Annotated in this window: 11 protein-coding genes; 3 read left to right on the top strand and 8 right to left on the bottom strand. The window is 43.0% G+C overall.

Features of this window, described 5'->3' with window-relative positions; translation table 11 throughout:
• Window positions 1-133: 133 nt before the first annotated feature.
• Both AC2FA3_RS08995 and AC2FA3_RS09000 read right to left on the bottom strand, forming a co-directional pair.
• Window positions 134-1,543 carry a peptidylprolyl isomerase gene (locus AC2FA3_RS08995; protein ID WP_490509279.1) on the bottom strand — a complete coding sequence of 470 codons (1,410 nt, stop codon included), beginning with the start codon at window positions 1,541-1,543 and terminating at the stop codon, window positions 134-136.
• 196 nt (window positions 1,544-1,739) lie between these two features.
• On the bottom strand, window positions 1,740-4,793 hold the full coding sequence (locus tag AC2FA3_RS09000) for an LPS-assembly protein LptD (RefSeq protein ID WP_490509280.1): 3,054 nt from the start codon (window positions 4,791-4,793) through the stop codon (window positions 1,740-1,742).
• Window positions 4,794-5,241: 448 nt separating this feature from the next.
• Between AC2FA3_RS09000 and AC2FA3_RS09005 the strand changes: the two genes are divergently transcribed.
• A complete protein-coding gene (locus tag AC2FA3_RS09005) occupies window positions 5,242-6,339 on the top strand; it encodes a phosphotransferase (protein ID WP_227686197.1) in 1,098 nt (365 codons plus the stop codon).
• A 96-nt stretch (window positions 6,340-6,435) separates the two neighbouring features.
• Window positions 6,436-7,164: an N-acetylmuramate alpha-1-phosphate uridylyltransferase MurU gene (murU, locus tag AC2FA3_RS09010; protein ID WP_490509281.1), complete on the top strand. Its 729-nt coding sequence runs from the start codon at window positions 6,436-6,438 to the stop codon at window positions 7,162-7,164.
• 348 nt (window positions 7,165-7,512) lie between these two features.
• On the opposite strand, the gene cydB is transcribed toward murU, so the two are convergent.
• From cydB to AC2FA3_RS09040, 6 genes are all read right to left on the bottom strand, one after another.
• A complete protein-coding gene (gene cydB, locus AC2FA3_RS09015; protein ID WP_201543399.1) occupies window positions 7,513-8,529 on the bottom strand; it encodes a cytochrome d ubiquinol oxidase subunit II in 1,017 nt (338 codons plus the stop codon).
• Complete coding sequence (locus AC2FA3_RS09020) at window positions 8,529-10,022, bottom strand: cytochrome ubiquinol oxidase subunit I (RefSeq protein WP_490509282.1); 1,494 nt, start codon at window positions 10,020-10,022, stop codon at window positions 8,529-8,531. The genes cydB and AC2FA3_RS09020 overlap by 1 nt, the downstream gene beginning before the upstream one ends.
• Before the next feature lie 472 nt (window positions 10,023-10,494).
• The gene (locus AC2FA3_RS09025; protein WP_490509283.1) at window positions 10,495-13,068 is read right to left on the bottom strand and encodes an esterase/lipase family protein; all 2,574 of its coding nucleotides are present in this window, start codon (window positions 13,066-13,068) and stop codon (window positions 10,495-10,497) included.
• 452 nt (window positions 13,069-13,520) lie between these two features.
• Window positions 13,521-14,675, bottom strand: coding sequence for a tetratricopeptide repeat protein (locus AC2FA3_RS09030; protein ID WP_490509284.1), 1,155 nt, complete (start codon window positions 14,673-14,675; stop codon window positions 13,521-13,523).
• 242 nt (window positions 14,676-14,917) lie between these two features.
• Window positions 14,918-15,562, bottom strand: a complete 645-nt coding sequence (coq7, locus tag AC2FA3_RS09035) for a 2-polyprenyl-3-methyl-6-methoxy-1,4-benzoquinone monooxygenase (RefSeq protein WP_490509285.1) — start codon at window positions 15,560-15,562, stop codon at window positions 14,918-14,920.
• 250 nt (window positions 15,563-15,812) lie between these two features.
• Window positions 15,813-17,153, bottom strand: a complete 1,341-nt coding sequence (locus AC2FA3_RS09040) for an MFS transporter (RefSeq protein ID WP_490509286.1) — start codon at window positions 17,151-17,153, stop codon at window positions 15,813-15,815.
• A 307-nt stretch (window positions 17,154-17,460) separates the two neighbouring features.
• On the opposite strand from AC2FA3_RS09040, the gene AC2FA3_RS09045 reads away from it, so the two are divergent.
• On the top strand, window positions 17,461-21,099 hold the full coding sequence (locus AC2FA3_RS09045) for an autotransporter assembly complex protein TamA (protein ID WP_490509287.1): 3,639 nt from the start codon (window positions 17,461-17,463) through the stop codon (window positions 21,097-21,099).
• The last annotated feature ends 40 nt before the right edge of the window (window positions 21,100-21,139 follow it).

Genomic DNA, 21,139 nt, shown 5'->3' on the forward strand with positions numbered 1-21,139 from the left:
AAAGGACTGAGTCCTGTGCAATACAGAACTCAGTCCTTGGGGTAAACTAAACCGTCCAATATTTGGGGGTCAGTTCAGCATATACCCTTTTTTATAAAATACTTGAACTAATACTTGGTTAAGTTAGGAATAATCAACCAAGTACCTGAATGTAAGCGCCGGCGCGTAGTTCTTGTAGCCAGTCTTCTTTGGCTTGTGGGGCAAGACGCTGATATAGCGCTTGGCGTGCCATATTACGACGGTACTCATCGCTGACATCTTGTTCACGCTTACCTTCAACTTTTAAGATATGCCAACCAAATTGCGTTTTGAATGGTGCAGAATAATCGCCGACCGCGGTATTTTTCATCATCGCTTCAAACGGACCAATCATTTGCTCTTCACCGACCCAATCCAAATCGCCACCGCGTCCTGCTGAGCCGGGATCATCTGAATAAGTCGAGGCTAAACCAGCAAAATCAGCGCCACTACGTAATTGGGCATAGAGGTCATTGATTTTTTGTTCAGCAAGCGCATCTGTTTGCAACTCATCGACTTTGACTAAGATATGACGCGTATGCCACTGCGGTACTAGCATGGTATCACTGGATTTTTTATCAGCCAGTTTAATAATATCAATGCCTTCAGGGGTTATGAGTGGCGCGCTCACTGCGCCGACCTCAAGCTTGGTGATTTCGCTTGCCAGTTCAGTCGGTAAAGCTGCTGCTTTATGGAAGCCCATATCGCCACCTTGCAACTGAATAGGGTAGCTGCCTTGACTTGCTGCGATAGCTTCTGTTACATCAACATTTGGTGCTTGTAATCGTGTACGTAGACGCTGCGCGACTTTTAGCGCCTCACTACGCTGAGCTTCTGACAAGCGGCTGTAATCATCCATATAGGGAATGCGGACATGAACGGTTTGATATTCGCTTTGACTTAAACGCTTAGCTTCAGGAGAGGCCAAAAAGGCATCGATATCTTGCTCACTAATACGCACGCGGCTAGATATTTGGCGTTGTTGCAAAGCTTGGATAGCCGCATCTTCAATCAATTGCGCACGTAGGGTGGCGTAGCTACCTGGTTTTGCAGCGTCCAAACGTTGCTGCAGTTCACTAATGCTATTTAGTCCTTCCGCTTGGGCAATTTGAGCTAAGCGTTGATTGATGGCTGCTTCATCAGGATTTAATCCAACACGTTTGACCATAGTTAGCTGTAATTCACGCAAGATAAGGGCGTTTAATACTTCAGACTGTAGCTGTGCTGAATTGGCAATCGGTTCACCCGCTGCTTGAGCACGCGCTTGAGTCTGCGCCATAGCAGCGATTAAATCACTTTTTAAGATCGCATTTTCATTGACCAATGCAATGATGCCGTCTGTACTATTGGCAGGCGTCAAACGATTCACGCTATTTTGTCCAGCTGCGGCATTTGCTTGAGAGGCTTGCGCTTTTGCAGGCTTAACGGTCGCTGCTTGCGCACTAAGGCTTAGGGCAATAGCGCCAGTCACACTCATAGCAACTAATACAGCTCGGCTAGTTTGACGTAAAGAAAAAAATCTCATGATGCTCCTCATCAATGTCATTGCATCGGATGGTAATCAGTTAAGCCTATTGACGATACTCTTAATTCAAGTAGCGGCTAAGGTTGTCTATAATAAATAGGGTGCAAACACTGTTATATGTTGTTATAGCAAAAATACTACTATATAAATAACGCCATTAATCATACGTTAATATAATCGTATAAACGATACTTTATTAATCCTTCCATGCACTTTGAACGGGCTCAAACCCTAACACTTTGTCAGAAAGTAAGCGCGTTAAACGGCTGCTACCGCTACCAAGACCATTGAGTCTGATTTCTGCCATAATCGCTTGCGTCGGTTTGTCTTTGATATTTAAGTCATTATAGTAACGGCGACCATAAACGGCAAAACCAAAACAGCAATCCTCATAATCGACACCAACTAACGAATCGAGCATCTTGTCACGATTATAATCATACTGACCTTGCGCTAATACGCGCCAGTTATTATTGATCGGGAAAACCGCTGAGGCGGTAAACGCTGACAAAGGTAATTGGTCGGTGTTTTCGTCACGCATACGCTTCACGAAACCGACGTTAAATAAGCTGTTATCAGATGGCTGATAACGTAGCTCAGTAGTAACGTAGTTTAAATCATAGTTGTTAGTAAGCGCACCGCTCATATCGATCCAGACGTTATTATAAGGCTGAGTACTGGTATCCCATACCATTCCTGAAGACGATGAAGTTAATACAGGTTTTTCGTCATCAAGGGTCACACGCCCATCGTCGATATAAAACTGCTCTGCGATACTACCATCAAAACGTGTCACACCCGTTGCGTCGATGTAACGATAATTAATACCCGGTGTAAAAGCATGCAAATCTTGCAAACGGTCATGGCCTAAAAACCAGCTGTCCGAAAACAGTTGCTCGTAATTGATAGAGGCAATACGGGTATTAAAGTTAGGAATCTCATTTTGATCTTTATACGGCGAGTAGGTGTATTTTAAGCGCGGACTGAGTAACCGATAACCACCCAAAGTATCATCAAACGCGCCAAAAGGTGAGCCTGCTTGATAAAAATGAAGACCCGCGTCAATACTGGCTTGCGGTACAAATACCGATTGACTGCCATCGTCTTTATTAAGATCGTTATCTGCTAAACTGTCTTCATCATAAGAGGTATAAAGATGCTGTAAGCTGAGCTTGGGCTTGATATAACCCCAAGATTTTTCCATAGGGTAAACGGCGCTGAGCTTATTATAAATTCGCGTACCACTTTTTTCATTTTCAGAACCATCATCGATAGACTTTTTAAAATAAGCGGTATCACTTACCCCTGTGATATCAAAGCTTTTTGCCCATGGCAGACGATAGTCCAGTGTGAGCTGCGGCAGACGCGAGTAAGGCTTATCTTTATCCTGTAATGGTTGCCCACTATTGGTAATGGCATCCAGCGTTTGGAAAGTTTCTACCTTTAGCTCACCATTGACATAGTCATTATAATAATTCACCCGCGCACGGCGTGGTAGGTTTAAGGTGTTGTCTGACAAACCTAAGGTATCAAAGTCGTTGAGATAGTCTGCATCAGATACGTAACTATATTTTGCATCGCCACTTAAGCGCGGAATGCTCTTAGATGCCCAATAATGATCATAAAATAAGCTGCTGCGATCTTCGCCGTCATACTTTTTATCATTAGGCAGATATGAGCCGTTTAAAATACCTTCGCCATACTCTTCAGTCAAATAGCGAAACTCACCTGAGAGCATGGGGTTACGGTTAGTATAGACGTGGGTATTAAGGGTTGCATCATAGTTTGGTGCTAAATTAAAGTAATAAGGTACATCAACTTCAAGCCCGCTTTCACTACTGATACTAGCGTTAGGTAATAAAAACCCACTACTGCGTCGACTGTCTATAGGAAAGTTAAAATAAGGCAAATAGAATACAGGAACATCAGCAATACGGAAGGTCGTATTGTAAGCTTCGCCGCGACCCGTTTCGGTATCTAAGTCGATACTTTTGGCATCAAACTGCCATTTACGATTGGTGGGCGGGCAGGTGCTGAACATGACTTCATCAAGCTCGTATTGTGTCTCATTAGGGCGATTTAAGCGCTTGGCATAGCCATGTGCTTGTAATTCTACGCTAGCAAAAGCGACATCGTTAGCGGTTGATTGCCCAGTCTCAGTATTATAATTTAAGCTGTCTGCGACACCGATAAGTCCACCTTTTGAGGCTTTATCAGTGAGGCTTGCAGTATTATTTTGAATATTGTTGTTGTAAGGTCTGCTGTTTTGAACATTGCCAGCTTGGAATGGAATAGAAGATGCATTGCCATTCCCCGTAGCTTGATCGGTAAACATCACTTTACCTTGCGCGGCTGCTACATTGTTATTCAAGTCTATAATAATTTTGTCCGCTTCGATATGCTGCGTACCTTGGTCAACAATCACATTACCTGATAGCTCAGCATAATCGACATTATCATAGTAGCCATAGTCAGATTCTGCAAACAGCGGTGCTTGATTGTTGGGAATGCCATTTAGATTGGGTGCTGGCTGACCGTTGCTTACACCAGTTTCATTGACTGCTCGCTGATAATTGGGATTTTTCTTTGGGTAAACCCATTGACCTTCACAACGTTGGGCGCTATCGACGCTATTTGGTAGCAGCTTTAAGTCGTTGCCTACCGCCGGAATGGTTTGCTCGGTAAACGTATTTTGAATATCATTTTGGTTGTTATCTGCTACATTAGCATTGCTATTATTATTTAACGTTGCAGGGTCAGTTTCAGGCGTTAATTCATAAAACTCTGCCAAGCGTCTGAGACTTTCTTGAATACTTTCATCACTGTCGTTAACCTGGCGGTTATCGGCTTTAGTTTCAGCTGTAGCAGTACTATTTACTGGCGCAGCAGTATTATTTTGATTATTATCAGTTGCATTAATATTGTCATTACCATCAATACTGCCATTAATTTCTGTGATATCGATAATTTTACTATCTAAAGCATTATCAAAGCCAGAATTTTGCTTTTGTACCTTTTGATAACTGATGTCTTGATTGACACTATTGATGTTGTTATTGAGATCGTTATTGACGTCAGCCGCTACTTTTGGCTCATAGGCGCTAGCACTGTTAACCGCTGACGGCTCAGTGGTCTGCGTATTTATCTGTGCATCATTACTATTAATAGCGGCGCTGACAGTCAAGCTAGATAAGCTTAAGGCGCCAAATAAAATCAAACGGATGCTTTGGTAAAGCGGAGAATATAACAAGGGCACACCTATGTATGATTGTAGAGCCTATTGGATTGCGATCATTAAATCACTTTGGGTATTTTAGCGATATTTAGCGGCTAATAAACCAGTAATTTATATGATAATCTCGAAAATCAGAACGTTTTATATATAATGATGACTAATCATAGTCAAAAAAAACCAAATCAGCTACACTATTTAGCAAAATTTATAATATAGCTCAATAAACTGTGCGAGCTTCGTTAACAGCTAGCCCACATAGTAAGTTATAGCTAGTAGCTTATATATACAGACTGACTCTAAGCGGATTTATAAATATACATTGATTAATTTACTTAGAGCCGAAATTAACTTTCTTAGAGCCGGTTGTTAAGGTAAGCCAAGCGCTCCCTATTTTAACAACTATTTGCCTCACTTATCACTACTTTAGTCGTTTACGACTGATATTTAACCTGCGATGTTTTTTATGACCGATAAAACCATGTTAGAACCTAGCGTACCCGCTACTCGTCAGCAGCAGTTAGAACAATGGCTGCAAGAAGTATTTGCCAATCAACCATTTATTCTTGATAGTTTGCCCGGTGACGCCAGCGCACGCCAATATCATCGTATCCAGCTATTAGATGATGGTGTAGAAAGCGCGCGCTATATTGTCATGGATTCTGCTGATGAACAAGAGGCGTTGCAGCAGTTTATTAATGTGGCAAAGCTGATGTCACCAGCAATCAATGTCCCGACGCTAATTGCCCAAGATATAGCAAAAGGCTTTTTGGTATTACAAGATTTTGGAGCGGTAGAGTTTGCTCATCTGTTGGTAGATGCGCCGCCTATTCAGATTAACGATTATTATCAATTGGCGATGCGTACTTTGGTGGCACTACAAGCGGTACCAGTGGCAACTGCAAAAGCCGACTACCAATTACCAGATTATGACGCGGCATTATTAACCCGTGAGATGGATTTATTTAGCGAATGGTTTATTCCTTATATTGGCGTAGAGCTTGAACAGACGCTATGGGAAAATCTTAAGTCTGCCTTAATAACTGAGATTTTGTCACAGCCGCAGGTCGTTGTGCATCGTGATTATCATAGCCGCAATCTTATGCAAGACCAAGCAGATCATACGCGCTTAGGCGTCATTGATTTTCAAGATGCGGTAGTAGGTTCGTATACATATGATTTGGTATCGTTGGTAAGAGATGCTTATGTAGAATGGCCAGAGAGCCAAGTAACGAGCTGGGTTCAGGATTGTTGGCAATTACAAAAACAGGCAGGGCTTAAAACTGCTGATAATGCGGCCCAGTTTGAAAATGATGTGAATGTCATGGGCGTACAACGGCATCTAAAAGTGCTGGGTATTTTTATCCGCTTATTCGAACGTGATGGAAAAAGTCGCTATTTAGCCGATATTCCAAAAGTCATGCGTGACCTGATTTTTGAGCTAGAATGGCTTGCAGAATACGGCAATCCCGATATGAAGCGGGCAGTCAGCCCTTTTAATGAATGGTTGCGAGAGGTTATCTTGCCTGCTTATCAAAATAAATTTGTGCAACAATACATCTAGATAGCATTAATAAAGTAAAAGCGATTGCAGTACTTATTGCTTTTACTTAGTCTAAAATGGTCAAAAATTAGAAATAGCCAACAACAAGGAGCGCGTATGTCGGTAATAACGCAAGCAATGATTTTGGCTGCTGGCAAGGGTACGCGCCTGCGTCCGCTAACACTTGAGACGCCAAAGCCTTTGGTTGAAGTGGGCGGGCAGCCACTGATTGTTTGGCATATCAAAGCGTTACAAGCTGCTGGTATCAATAACATCACTATCAATGCGTCATGGCTTGCGGACAAGCTGATGCAGACATTGGGCGATGGTGCCCAATATGGGGTCAAGCTGCATTGGTCGGTAGAAGAGGATGAGCCGCTTGAGACGGCAGGTGGGATTTTTCATGCCTTACAAACCGGCAAGTTGCAAGATGCGCCCTTTATCTTAGTCAACTCTGATGTTTGGACGACCTATGATTTTGCTCAGTTGCAGGGCTATACGCTGGGTGCGGACCAACTTGCACACTTATTGTTGATTGATAATCCTGAGCATAATAATGGTGGAGATTTTGCTATCAATAATGGACTGGCAATCGAACAGCCCATTGCTGATGCTGATAAATATACCTTTGCCGGTATCAGTGTCATCTCACCTAAACTGATCGATGGCTTAGTATCAGGGCAGCCAGCGCCACTTGCGCCACTGCTAAAACAGGCAATGCTAAAGTTCCAAATTACCGCTGAAGTGATTAAAGACAATTGGATAGATGTTGGTACACCCGAGCGCCTAACGCAAGTCAATGATTATATAGAAAGTCACGGTGTCGATAACCATCGCGGCACATAAGCTTTCTTTATCATTGTCACAATCTTTATGATAGTGACAATTAAAACAAATAAAAAAGCAGCGCTGAGTATTAAATGTTCAGCGCTGCTTTTTTATAGATATAGAAATGTAGGTAAAAGGATACGTTTTAAACGCCCATTGCCAGTTTAATTAACTGTGCAATCGTAAAAATAACCAAAAACCCTGCCACATATAAGCCAATAAACCATGCCCATTGTGACTGTTTTTTACTGAGCTTTTTCATCACTGTCTCCCGTCAATCTCCTAATAATGTATCCATCAGCTTGGTGAGCTAAGCACCGCTATTATCAATCATGCTGAATAGATAATAGCCAATGCTATCCTGACTTAATACATGTGTTCATGATCGGTTTTGCCCTTAAAGGTATAATAAGCAAAAGCGGTATAACTCAAAATGATTGGCAGCATAATACCGGCACCGATGAGCATAAAGGATAGCGAGGTATCGGCAGCCGCCGCTTCATAAATGGTCATCTGATACGGTACGATATATGGGAATATAGCAAAACAAACCCCGATATAGCCCATCAAAAATAGTGCGACAGTCAATAAAAACGGGCGATATTCACGTTCACCAGTCAAATCCTTACGCATCAAGAAAAATAACAGCACAACGATAATTGGCATCGGTGCAAGATACAGTAGACCTGGGAAGCTGAACCAACCTTCAAGCGCTTTGATATCTGAGAAGTACATAAACATCGTGACGCCGATCATCGCCACTACTAAAGCACTTAGCATCCAACCAGAGACTTTACGTGCCCATACTTGCAGGGTATGTTCTGTCTTAATAATCAACCACGTCGAACCGAGTAGCGCATAGCCAATGATGAGCGCAATACCACAAGCGATAGAGAAAGGCGTGAACCAATCAAAAGGACCACCAGTATATAGGCGATTGCTTGCCTCTAATCCTTGCACTAAAGCGCCGAGCATGATTCCTTGGAAGAAAGTGGCAACGACAGAGCCGATAAAGAAGAAATAGTCCCATACATAACGGTGTGAAGTCGCTTTAAAGCGAAATTCAAACGCCACGCCGCGCATAATGAGACCGAACAGCATAAAGGTCACTGGCAGATAGAGCCCAGTCATAATGATGCCATAAGCCACGGGGAAGGCGGCAAACAAGCCACCACCGCCCAACACTAACCATGTTTCATTACCGTCCCAAAAAGGGGCAATAGAATTCATCATGCGGCTACGGTTTTTATCGGAGCCAGCAAACGGGAATAGAATACCGCAGCCCAAATCAAAGCCGTCAAGCAAGACATAAATAAAGACAGATAGAGCAATTAAGCCGCCCCAGATTAAGGGTAAATCTAATACATCACCAAAGTTAAACATTAGCGTAACCCTCCATCATCGACGTCATCGGCAGGTTTATCCAAATCTTCTACTTTCTCACTGGCGTTACTATCACCACTTAACGTGCGACCTTGACCTTCAGTGATAGAATGCTCATAGAAGTTATCATCAGCAGGATTTTCGTACGGCTGTGGACCCTTGGCAATCAAGCGTAGGATATAAAAGCTTCCTGCGCCAAATACAAAGACATATAGGATAATAAAGCCAATCAGCGTCGTAGCAACTTGTTGAGCCGCAACCGGAGACATACTTTCAGCAGTGCGAATGACACCATAAACAGTCCATGGCTGGCGTCCAGTTTCAGTCACGAACCAACCAGCAAGTAGCGCAATAAAGCCCATTGGTGTCATAAACATCCAAGCCCGATGGAACCATTTGCTGTCACCATCGAATTGTTGTTTTTTAAAGTATTTATAGAGACTAAATAGACCGACAAATACCATCAACGTACCAATAGCAACCATAATGCGGAATGACCAAAAAACGATAGGAACGTAGGGCCGATCTTCTGGCGCCCAGTTTTTAAGTCCTTTAACTTCGCCGTCTAATGAGTGGGTTAAAATTAAGCCCGAGACATAAGGTATTTTAATTTCATAGTGGTTTTTTTCTGCTTTCTGATCTGGAATACCGAATAACACAAGCGGCGCACCGCGCTCATTTTCCCACAGACCTTCCATCGCCGCGACTTTAGCGGGTTGATGTTCTAACGTATTTAGACCATGCATATCACCAATAAATATTTGTGCTGGCGCAACAAAGATCGCCATGACCATTGCCATACCGAGCATGACACGACCATGCTTACGATGTTCAACATGTTTTTTGGATTGCAAATAATACGCACCGATACCACCGATAACAAAGGCAGTCGTCAAGAAAGCTGCGGTCATCATGTGCGCATAACGGTAAGGAAATGAGGGGTTAAAAATGATTTCTAACCAATTGGTCGGATAGAGCAGACCATCGGCACCAACCATAAAACCTTGTGGCGTCTGCATAAAGCTGTTGGCAGCCAAAATCCAAAAACCTGATATCAGCGTACCGATAGCAACAATCGCTGTCGAGGCAAGGTGCATGCGTTTACTAACGCGACCCCAACCAAACAGCATGATACCTAAAAATGACGCTTCTAAGAAGAAGGCGGTCAGTACCTCATAAGCAAGCAGAGGGCCTAGAATATTACCAGCTTTATCAGAGAATACTGCCCAGTTGGTACCGAATTGGTAGGACATCACCACGCCCGATACTACACCCATCCCAAACACCACGGCAAATATTTTTACCCAGTGTTTATAAACTTCTGCATAAATAGGCTCACCAGTTTTGAGCCAGCGGAACTCTAAAACCGTTAGAAAGCTGGCAAGACCGATGGAAAAAGCTGGAAAGACAATATGCCATGAGATAACAAAAGCAAATTGAATTCGCGCGAGCATCAGCGCATCAAGCTGACTGATCATAAATGTAGCGAACATAAACGGTTACCCTTATCTGTTAGCTGAATAGCGCTAGCTTCCATGATACGCTGAAGTAACTGTCCGTAGTGGTCCATCAATCAGGACGATACGGACAATGGCTAAGTGTTATTTAGCATTATTGTCGTTTAGATGACATTTTAACTAAGATAGTGTCAATCGCTACTATTTAGTTAGATTAAACAGTTTATATCCTTATAAACTATAAATTATGTATTCTATGACAGTGTTAATAATATTTACTGTTCAAGTATTATGCGCCTGACCATGCGCACACGCAAGTTAGGTGAGCTTCTTAATACACACCTATTAGTCATAATTTATTAACAATATTATTTAATGTAATTTCAATTAATAGCCATTGTTCAAGTAAGGTTATCAATAGACACATAAGAGTAATCTAAAAAAACATGTTTTAATAATAATTGTTTAATGCGTATTATAAAAATATTACTTACAAAAAATATTTGGGCTAATTTTTTAACTGCTGATGCAAAATACGACGGAGGGTCAAAATAGTTTGCGGATTTTCTTGAATACTATGACCACCATTAATCACGGTCTCAGAAGCAGCGCCATCAAGGTGAGCACTGGTATAGGGTACGATACCGTCCGAGAGCTGCTCGGTTAATGCTTGCCCAATCTGACCGTCGACCGTCACTGCAGCGACAAGCGGCTGACCTGGCAACTCATCGCTATCCGTTAAGAGCTCATTGGTATTATTGGCACTATTACCATCGATAACGTCATCTGAACGCCCGTCTTCCTCCGCTATTTCTTCTGATAAATCGAGCTTTACTCCGGCGGGTTGCATTTCTGCCAAACCTTTGGTGATATCTGGGTCGTTATTGGCGATGATTGAATGATAGGTGATGCGCTCATTGATACTGATGTCTTTGGTCAATTGAATAAAGGAGGATTTATCACTTAATTGACTGGCACCATTTTGTAAATATAACGCGCCGAGTGGGTTTTGGGCTAAGTCGCCTTGAATAGCAAGCGTTGCCAAGTTATCGGTGACCGTCTTGACCAAACCGACGGGCAAGTAAACTATGCGGCGTAACGCACGGGTAAACCAACGGTCGGCATAATCGGTGCCGCGAAAAGGTGACGACAAAAACACTGCGGTATCGACTTGCGGTAAAGTTTTTAGCTCGAAACGCTCACGTAGCTGCTGTTGGCCAAATGATTCTTTTACCGCGTCACGTATTTGGCGCTTCTCATTCATTGACAATACGTTTTGGTCATCCAGTCTGTCTAAATCATCGACCAAGTTTTCGTCAGAAAGCATCATACGCGCAATGATACCGCCCATACTGTGGCTGATAATAACGCTGTTTTTACTGGCAATATTTTGCCCTGTTGGATCTGTTTGCTCATAGGTCGCATTGATGAGCTTTTGGATTTGATAGCGGTTTTCTAAGATAGGCAAGTTGGTTGGATAAAAAATCTGCCAGACTTGATAGTTATTGCGCAACTTATCATCATTAAAAATATCGTTGGTCAAATTGACCCAGGTTGCTGGGCTAGAAGCCAAGCCATGCAGCATAATGATGACACGCTTATCTGGGTCATAAGGCTCTAACATAAAGAGTTTTGGTAAACTGGCTTCTTTTTGGCGGGTAATTAAATTTAGGTAACCTACGCCATCGAGCTGGTTTTCTGCCAGCCATAAGCCATATCCCGCCGAGAAGTTGGCAGCAAGCGGATAGTCATCGCCTAAGATATTGGTGCTCTCACTGCGGTAAGGATTATATAAATGGATATCGAGCTGCTTGCTGGTCAAGGTATCGAGCACGCTATCACCAGCAGGCTTAATCAAGCCGGTCATCAGTAAATGTCCAGTCGGATAAATGCGCGTAGTGGCATCATCACTGTCTAAGCTGTCCTGTGCTAAACCATCCTTTACTAAGTCAGCCTTTGATTCTTCTTCTATAGTACGATTACGGGCTTTTTGAGGGCTGGCTTCTTGACTGAGCCTGCCTGATAGCGAGGAGACCAATAATTGGCGAATGGTAGTGGTATAACGGTCATCTAATGAGGCGACTAAACTAATCCCCAAACCTGGGCGTTTACTGATGGAGTTTAGTCCAGAAAGGCGCAGCTCGTAGGTTGAGACCAAATCTGTTAAGGCAGCGGTTTGTTGATTGGCATTTTTGAGGTAGTTGTTTTCGTTGGGCAAATATACATTAAGATTATAGTTATCTATTTGCATTTTCATGACTTTGATTTGATCGGTGGGTTTACCATTTACCGGTGTACTATTAGCAATCGCTGCTTGCTCGCTGCTATCACGAGTACTCGCCAACGTTGGTAAGTATTCTACCTTGGTATCACCCATCATTTTACCGCTGCCGTCAGCCGACTGATAAAGCTGGGTAATCACATCGTTGCTGGCCGCGTTATAGATATCTTGGGTTTGGATATCCATCTCACTTGGGATACGACTTTGCGCTTGTGAGCGAGATTTTTCTTTATCCGCGCCTTCAAAGTCATGTTCTAAACTGTCATAAAATAAGTAAGTGTAACTGTATTTAATAGCATCAAATAAACGCCCTTGATAACCAACTAAGCAGCTATCGGTTCTTTTCTGCTGCGCTGTGGCATCATCATCACTTAAAGGCGTGTTGGCATAATAAGGGTCAAGTGGCGGGCGCGCAAGGGCATTGCGGCAGTCTTTAGATTCGCCAAGCTGGCGCGCTTTGGCGTAGTGTAATTCAGCAAAAGCTGCCAATGCTGGACGGTAGTGCTCATTCAGCATACTGTCCGTCAGCTGCGTTAAGCACAGATCAAACTGTTGCATACAAGCTTGCTGATTAAGCCCTGCTGACAACAAAGTCGAGGCGGTATCGCTACTGAGCTTTTTATCGGTGACGATATTACCGCGCTGAGCAGCAATGGTTTTTGCTGATGCCTGTTTATTGACAGAAACAGTACTACAGGCAGGCAATATCGCCATTGCTGTAACCACTGCCAATAGAGCAATAGGTCTTTTATTTTTATGGCTTGGTACCGCGATATTATTGGCAGGGTCAGCAAAAATCATAGGTAATTCCAGTGAATAATAGTCAGGAATGCACAACAAAGACAGGATAAATGACACATTTATCTGTCCATAGAAGTGTAGCGCAACTTTTGTTAGGAGACTATTGTATTTAATTAAGAAGATATTTAATTGAGGAAATATTTAATCAAGGAACTTCTAATTAACAGGCTTTCAATTAATAAGCTATAGAAATAAAAAATTTTAGGAGTAAAAGATTATAGGCTAATGAGTGAAAATTGCTAGTTTAGTGAGAGGCTGATGATAAATGAGTGAGTCATTAATATAAGATTGGCGTTTGTATTAGGCATAAAAAAGCGCGCTTAAATTATTGCTAGCAATAATTCAGCGCGCTTTTTGGTCTTTATCTTAGTTATGCGGTAAATGTCTAAATTATTAACCTTAAATACCTATTAGCTAAAAATAACCAGGATCTAAAAATAACGATTAGCTAACTAGGTGCTTGGTTTGATATTGACGTCTGGTGCAGGAATATCCCAAATATAGAATTTACCGTCTTCGACAAGTTTGATTTGTTGACGAATCATCGCATTGTTAGGCGTTTTCTGCTCTAAACGGCGCAAGCGTTCTAGGGCTTTGTCGCGGCGATCACTCAGTACGTCCGATTGCGCTAAGCTTTGTTCGGCTTCGGTATAGCCGAGGTTGACTGCTTGATCAAGATACTTTTGACCCTCTTTAAAGCCGCCACCTTCTGAGAGCATCATGCCGTAGATGAAATTGGCTTCACCGCTATCAGGCTTCAGTTTAATCGCACGATCGACATACTGTCCGCCGCGTACCGTATATTCTGAGCCTAAGTCTAAGTTACGTCCCATGCCATTCAGTTTAGCAGCACGAATCAATACATCAAATGAAGCATTTGGTGCTTTGGCATACGGTTCAATCCACTCGGTCATGACTTTGATTTTTTCACGGGCGTTATGACGTTGGGTGCGGGTAGGGAAGTTTGGCGGATAATGGCGCGCATTTGGCGACACCTCTTTAATAAACTCATCGAGTAAGCTGACGTCCAGTTTATCGGTGCCAAGTCCTTGTTGCTGCGATATTAGCACGGTCGGTACAAAGCTGATATCTGAGATATTCACTTGCGGTGCTGGGATATTTGGCAGCTGACCGCTACGTAAATCAATACCCGTTGCGGTCATTGGACCACGCTCATAAACACGCGTCGTACCAGTCAACTCTGACGTATCCGGCGTTGGTACGGCTGGTGGTTGGGCAATGTTCGCAGTATTCAAAGGCGCACGGTTTGGTTGAGTATTACCCGCTTGAGAAAACGTAGGTTGCGCCATGTTATTTGGTTGAATGGCATTCTGCTGAGCGCCAGTCTCAACTCCAGTGTTTGCTTGCGCGTCAAGTTGAGCAGTACTGATAGCTGTATTTGGTTTGGCTAAGCGAATTACCCGTTTACTGGAATCGATTGCGCTCGGTACAGCAGTGCTAGCAGGAGCAGGAGCAGCTGCTGCGGTATCGGCTTCAGTTGCATTCACAGGCGCCGATAGCATCATGGCACAGGCCGCGGCTAATGCGGTTAGGGTTGCAAATTTCGGCGCTTTGCTAGATATATTTGGTTGGCTGATGGCTTTCATAAAAATAGTTACCTTATTTATTTAATAATCATTTTGTTTATTGAATCGTTATCTAACAATCCATTAATTGCTCGTTATGTCTTATTTTTGCGCAAAATCGTACAAATTTTTAATACCCTAGCAAATTAACTGGAGTGCTAACAGTAGTAGGATTGTTAAAAGTAGGTAATACCTCGCTATCGCTAGCCGTTATGACAGAGGCTTAGCTCAATATAATAGGGGCTATTATAGACGATAAACGCTTATAAATGATAAGCAGTGGCTTTCATGCGATTGGCCATCCAGCGCATGGTATAACGTACCGGCGGTGACAATGCCGCGCCGCCGTTGGCCAGTGCCAATTCGCGATGATGTAATTCTTCAATATCCATTTGCGCCAGTATTTCTCTTGAGCGTTTATCTTGTGGTGGTAATTGTCCAATATGATCTTGCAAATGCTCACTGACTTGCGCTTCAGTTTCTGCGACAAAGCCCAAGCTGAACTCGTTAGAGATAGCACCTGCTACCGCCCCAAGCCCAAATGACATGCCATACCATAATGGCGTGAAAATACTAGGGTGACTGCCAAGCTCATCCAAACGTACCTCGCACCATACCAAATGATCGACCTCTTCTGCAGCGGACTGTTGCATGGCTTGTTTAACATTATAATCTTTTGCCGCAAACGCTTGCCCGTGATACAGCCCTTGCGCGCATACTTCGCCGGTATGGTTGATACGCATCAGGCCTGCGACATGACGCGCCTCGGTGATACTCAGCTCAGGAATCTCGTCGCTACTCACGGGCAGCGGGCGAGTGCTAGGATTTGAATGCGGTACGACCGCTCGCAATGCCTTGTCTACCCCCAGTAATAAATGGTCAATTTTTGATAAGGGACGCTGCGCCATGGTTCACTCCTGATGGCTATGTATATTGTAAATATGCTCTATGATTAACGGCTTTTAAGCCAGTTGAAATTCGCTTAAAATAGCAAGTTTGCACGAGTATTAAGCACTGTCTATTAGCAGTTTGCTGATGAGTCTTACTATAACAAACAATATAGACGGTCAGCAGCAAAATTATCAGCTTGATGATTCACTTATAATAGCATCTTGCAGTGTTGCTAATTTAGATGACTTGTTTAGATGACTTGAATACCTAATCGTGTCGATTACGTTCATCATCATGGGTTTGAATGACCGCTTGTTTGATATGTTTATTAAGTTTCAGGTATAGAAATACCCCAAAAACCAGATTCAATATGCCCGTTACTAAGAACAGTTGCGGTAGGGTCATACCTAACGTATTTAACACCACAATCGAAAAAATCGCCGAGCTGACCATAAAGATGGCATTAAATATATTATTGGCACCGACGATGCGCGCACGATGGCTTTTTGGCGCATAAGCTTGCATAGAAGCATATAAAGGCACGATATATAAACCGCCGCTAAAACCTAAAAAGAATAAGTCGGCAAACACACGCCAACTACCGTTCATACCCCATAAATCGCCAATACCGAGTAACGATTCTGTATTAACGTTGATATTGAGTCCTGACAAAGAAAAATATAAATCAATCGCAAAAATACTAAGACCAGCGATACCAAACGGCAATAAGCGCAGGCTGACTTGGTTTTTGGTCAATGATTTACAAAGCAGAGAACCAATCGATACCCCGACTGAAAACAGCGTCAACAAGAAAATAACCACCGATTCATCGCCATGTAAAATGACTTTACTGAACTCTGGCGTTTGGGTCAAAAACGTCGCGCCGTAAAACCAAAACCAGCTATTACCAAGGATGACAAAGAATAAAAAAGGCAGCGAGTATAAATAGCGCACTGTCGCCATGCTAGTAGTAAAGATGTTCCAATTAATCTTCAGGTCAGGCTGCATCGCTGGCATGGTTGGAATAAAACGAGATGCAAAATAGCCTATTGCCGCGACGATTAGTACGGTGATACTAATCCAAAATAGCGGCTGCGTTATCTGGGTCAATACCCCAGCGATAATCATACCGAGCAGGATGGCAAGCGAAGTACCCATTTGAAACAAACCATTGGCACCGACCAGCTCATCTTCTTTCATCGCTTGCGGTAAATACGCATACTTAATCGGACCAAAAAATGTCGATTGGGCACCCATTAAAAACAGCGCCACAAATAATAGTGCATACCATTCAAATACAAAGCCGACGGCGGCAATAACCATGATGGATATTTCAAGCAACTTAATCAATCGCGTCAGTTTTGATTTTTCAAATTTATCGGCGATTTGACCTGCCAATGCCGAAAATAAAAAGTACGGCAAAATAAACAACATCGCCGCTAAGTTGTTTAAAATACTGACTTCCATACCCAACTGTCTGGCAGCGGTATAAGTCAGCACCAGTATCAGCGCTTGCTTAAAGATATTGTCATTGAACGCGCCCAAAAACTGGGTAAAAAACATGGCGCTAAAACGGCGGCGCTTAAATAATTGAAACTGATTGGCCATGAAAATTCCTACAGATGGGTCGCAACTAGTATGATGAGAGCAAGGTAAAACGCAGTCATTGATATATAAACAATTGTTAATATTATCAAAAACTTATCGAAATATAGCATAGGTTTTATCAATGTTAAGCCGTATAATAGCAAGGCTTTGGTAAAAATACATGCGCTCGATGCTATGATTTGATAATTAACTAAGTTATGATTTGTAAATTTTAGCCGCCCAAACCAATAATTTCAGTTAACTGCTCTACTTTTATTCACCGGTAAGACTCGTAAAATTGTGCCGCGTGAGGTGATAGGAAATAAATATGAAACATCAGCCTTCAACTCTAGCGCACAACTCATCGGTTATGTTGCGTGATACATCAGCAGACATGTCAAAGGGCACAGCTAAAATTTCTAATCTTAATTACGTTAATCGCAACCATCGTATCGATAGTCCGCGCGTTTATTTTACGCGTACGGCGATTTTTAGGGCGTTGACCACCAGTTTGGTTGGTTTTGGGGTGAGTGTCGGTATGGCGCCTGTCGCTTTTGCCGCTACCGATTTAAATAATAATATGGTCAATAGCCCCAGCAGCAGCCAAGTCATCGGAAATAGCGAAGGTGATACAACCACTGCACAGCAGCAATTACAATCGCAGCCAACAACGCCAAAACCGCCTTTTAATTCTTCGGCTCAGTCCTCGTCTAAACGAGCACTTTCTAAAGATGCCTATGAAGATAGGCAGCTTGATATCGCTTTGGATGCCTTACGTCTAAAAAAAGCTGTTGAAGAAGGTATTATCGATCAATCGGTATTGGATGATTATAGCGAGCAGAACTTAGGTATTAAAAATCCCAACAAAAACGCCACCACGCAAGCAAATAACACCGATAAATCCCAGTTATCAAATAATGATATCGATAGTGTTAATGACTTTGCTAATACTATCGGTAATGGCATAGATAGTCTAGGCAACAACCAAGCATTTGATAGCAATGAAAACTTAGAACAGCAAGTCAATAGCGTGCAGCAACAAGGCTATCAGATGATGACGCCTGACGAGATTGATCGCGAGCTGGCGGCAATGGACAGGCAAAACGCCCAAGATATTGACAGCATTAATCAGAGTAATAGCGTTAATAATATCAATGGCATGCGTCGTAATGACAGCGACTTTCAAGCATTTAATGAAGCGTTTGATGCACCTGTAGCAAGGTTAGACGATAGCACGCCGCCGATTGGGCTGGACGTGGGATTGGATGCCACCAATCTACCAGCGCCAAGCAATCTTGATACCTTAGGTAGAAATGAGACGGCTGCTAAACAGGCAGAGACTGACGATGTAATGTCGCGTCCTATTAACGTCAGTGATTCGGTTAGCAGTGATGGCAATAGTAGCATCAGTACCAACAACGCCAGTGCAAGTGTAGAAACGGATAGCGATTATGTAGAAAATGCCCAGTCAGATAATGCTCAGTCAGGTAGTATCAATCCTGATGATTATTTACCGAATTACGAAAACGATATTAACGCGGTAAAAGAAAGTATCGAACAAGCAGCAAAACCTAAAACTATGGCACGCAATAAGAAAGGCAATATCGTTAAGCGTCTTTATAATCGTTTATTTAATGGCGGTGTGATAACGCTACCGCACGTCGAAACAACGGTTTATCTGCAACAAGCGGCGGCGGATAATTTAAGCGATAATAGTAAAAATAATGGTACAAAAAATAATGCGCCAAACAATGCGTCAAACAACGCCAGAAACCTTAAGCCAACATTAACCAAAGCCGATGATGATATTCAACCCTTTAAGAATATCAAAGCTGCGATTGATGAGACTACAGTGCAGTCTGTAGTCGATTTTACCGCCGCACTACCGCGTCTACGCCAAAGCGCATTAGATGCCGCAAAAGCCGTTGGTTACTATGATGTGACCCTACGTTTACGCCAACCAAATACAGATACTATCGATGTCATCATTGAGAAGTTGGGCGAACCAGTACGTGTTGATAGCCGTATTGTTGATATTCGCGGCGAAGGTAGCGAGCAAGAAGAATTTGCTGCGCTTGAAAAAGACTTGCCGCCACAAGAAGGCGATATCTTTAATCACCGAGTTTATAAAGACAGTAAAGCGGCACTTGAGTCACTTAGTGATACCTATGGTTACTTTGATCAATATTGGCTAAATAAATCGGTTGATATCATCTTGCCGGACAATACTGCCGATGTATCGCTGGTCTACAATACTGGTGAGCGTTATGAATTTGATGAAGTGGTGTTTTTTACTTATGATCAAGAATCACGTACGCTGACGCGTGACCCTGAAAAACTGCCGGTAGAATTGTCATTATTACATCAGCTAGTAGGCTTTAAAGAAGGCGATCCGTTTTATCGTCCGGCAGTGACCAAATTTAGTAATGATTTATCAGCGACCCGTTACTTTAATACCGTTAACGTCGAGTCGATTTTACCACCAGATGAACGCAGTGAAAGCAGTACTTTAGCCTTTGATAATTCACCTAATAGCAATAGTACTGATAATACCGATGATGACGCCGACATCAATAATACGCGGCAAAACGGCGATGGCATGACTCAAGCTGATGGCGAGCGCTACGCCACTAGTGGCGATAGTGTCAATCCAGCTGATATTGCTGCGATTGAGTTTGAGGCTGATGAAGAAACACTGGCTAAACTGCAAGCCATTAAACAAAAAGCCGAACGTCTAAGCCGTTTGCCCAATGATCGGGTATTGGACGAAAAAGACCAAGAAGCCAATAGTATTTTAGGTAAAATCAGTGACTCTATTAGTAATATTGCGCAGAAAATTTTCCCTGATGAGAAAAGCATTCTTGCAGATGAAAACTTTGTACCGCCAACGCTTGCTGGACGTAAAACGCCGCAAGACGTATTAGAAAATAAAAAAGTACCGCTTTATGTTTTTGTATCTGCGAACAAACCGCGTGATGCTCAAGTCGGTCTGGGTTATGGCACCGACACGGGTGTACGTGCAACCGCCAAGATAGATTATAATTTACTCAATCGTAAAGGCTATCAAGCAGGCGCAGAAACCGAAGTATCACGTATCACCAAGAACGTCGCCCTTTACGCCAGCCGACCATGGAAGCATCCTTTGAATGATAAGTTAGATGCGCGTTTGACTTATGAAGAAGAGGTCATCGACCAAGGCGAAGGTAATTTTGACTTATCTACCAGAACCTTAAAAGCCGCATTGGCACGTAATATCCGCCGTGAAAACGGCTGGGATCGTAGTTACTCTGTGCGCTACCGTTTAGATGAGTTAGAGACGGGCATTGATGAGGATGAGTTAGACAATCTTCCGGTACGCTTTACTTCCTCTAAACCTACCCAGCAAGCCTTGTTATTTGGTTACGGTATGAGTAAGACAGACGTTGATAATCCTGCCAATCCTACGCGTGGGTTCCGCCAGTATTATTCGCTTGAGGCAGGTTCAGAAAGCGCCCTGAGTGATACCGATTTGGCGATACTACGCGCGGGTGTCAGCGGTATTTATAGTTTTGGTGCTGATAATAAACACCAAGTGCTGGGTAGTTTAAATACCGGTTATATTTGGGCCGATGATTTTTATGAAGTGCCTTATAAACTACGCTTCTTTGCTGGCGGCGATCAAAGTATCCGCGGTTACGATTACGAGAGCCTATCACCGATTGATAAAGGCTATCTGACCGGCGGACAAATCCTTGCCGTTGGTAGTGCCGAATATAACTATGAGTTTAAACCGGGTTTCCGCGGGGCATTTTTCACCGATGTCGGTAATGCTTATGATAAAGACTTTGAGACAGATACCAAAGTTGGCGTGGGCGTGGGTATCCGCTGGGCGTCGCCGGTCGGCGTGGTGCGTGTCGATGTGGCTGCGGGTGTGACAGAAGACAGCATTCCGGTTAGATTACATCTATTTATCGGTTCACCTTTATAAGCAGTAAGCAGCAAAACAGTCCTAACTGTAGTATTAAGTA

This window comes from Janibacter sp. CoH_79_TC_3 (assembly GCF_058197955.1).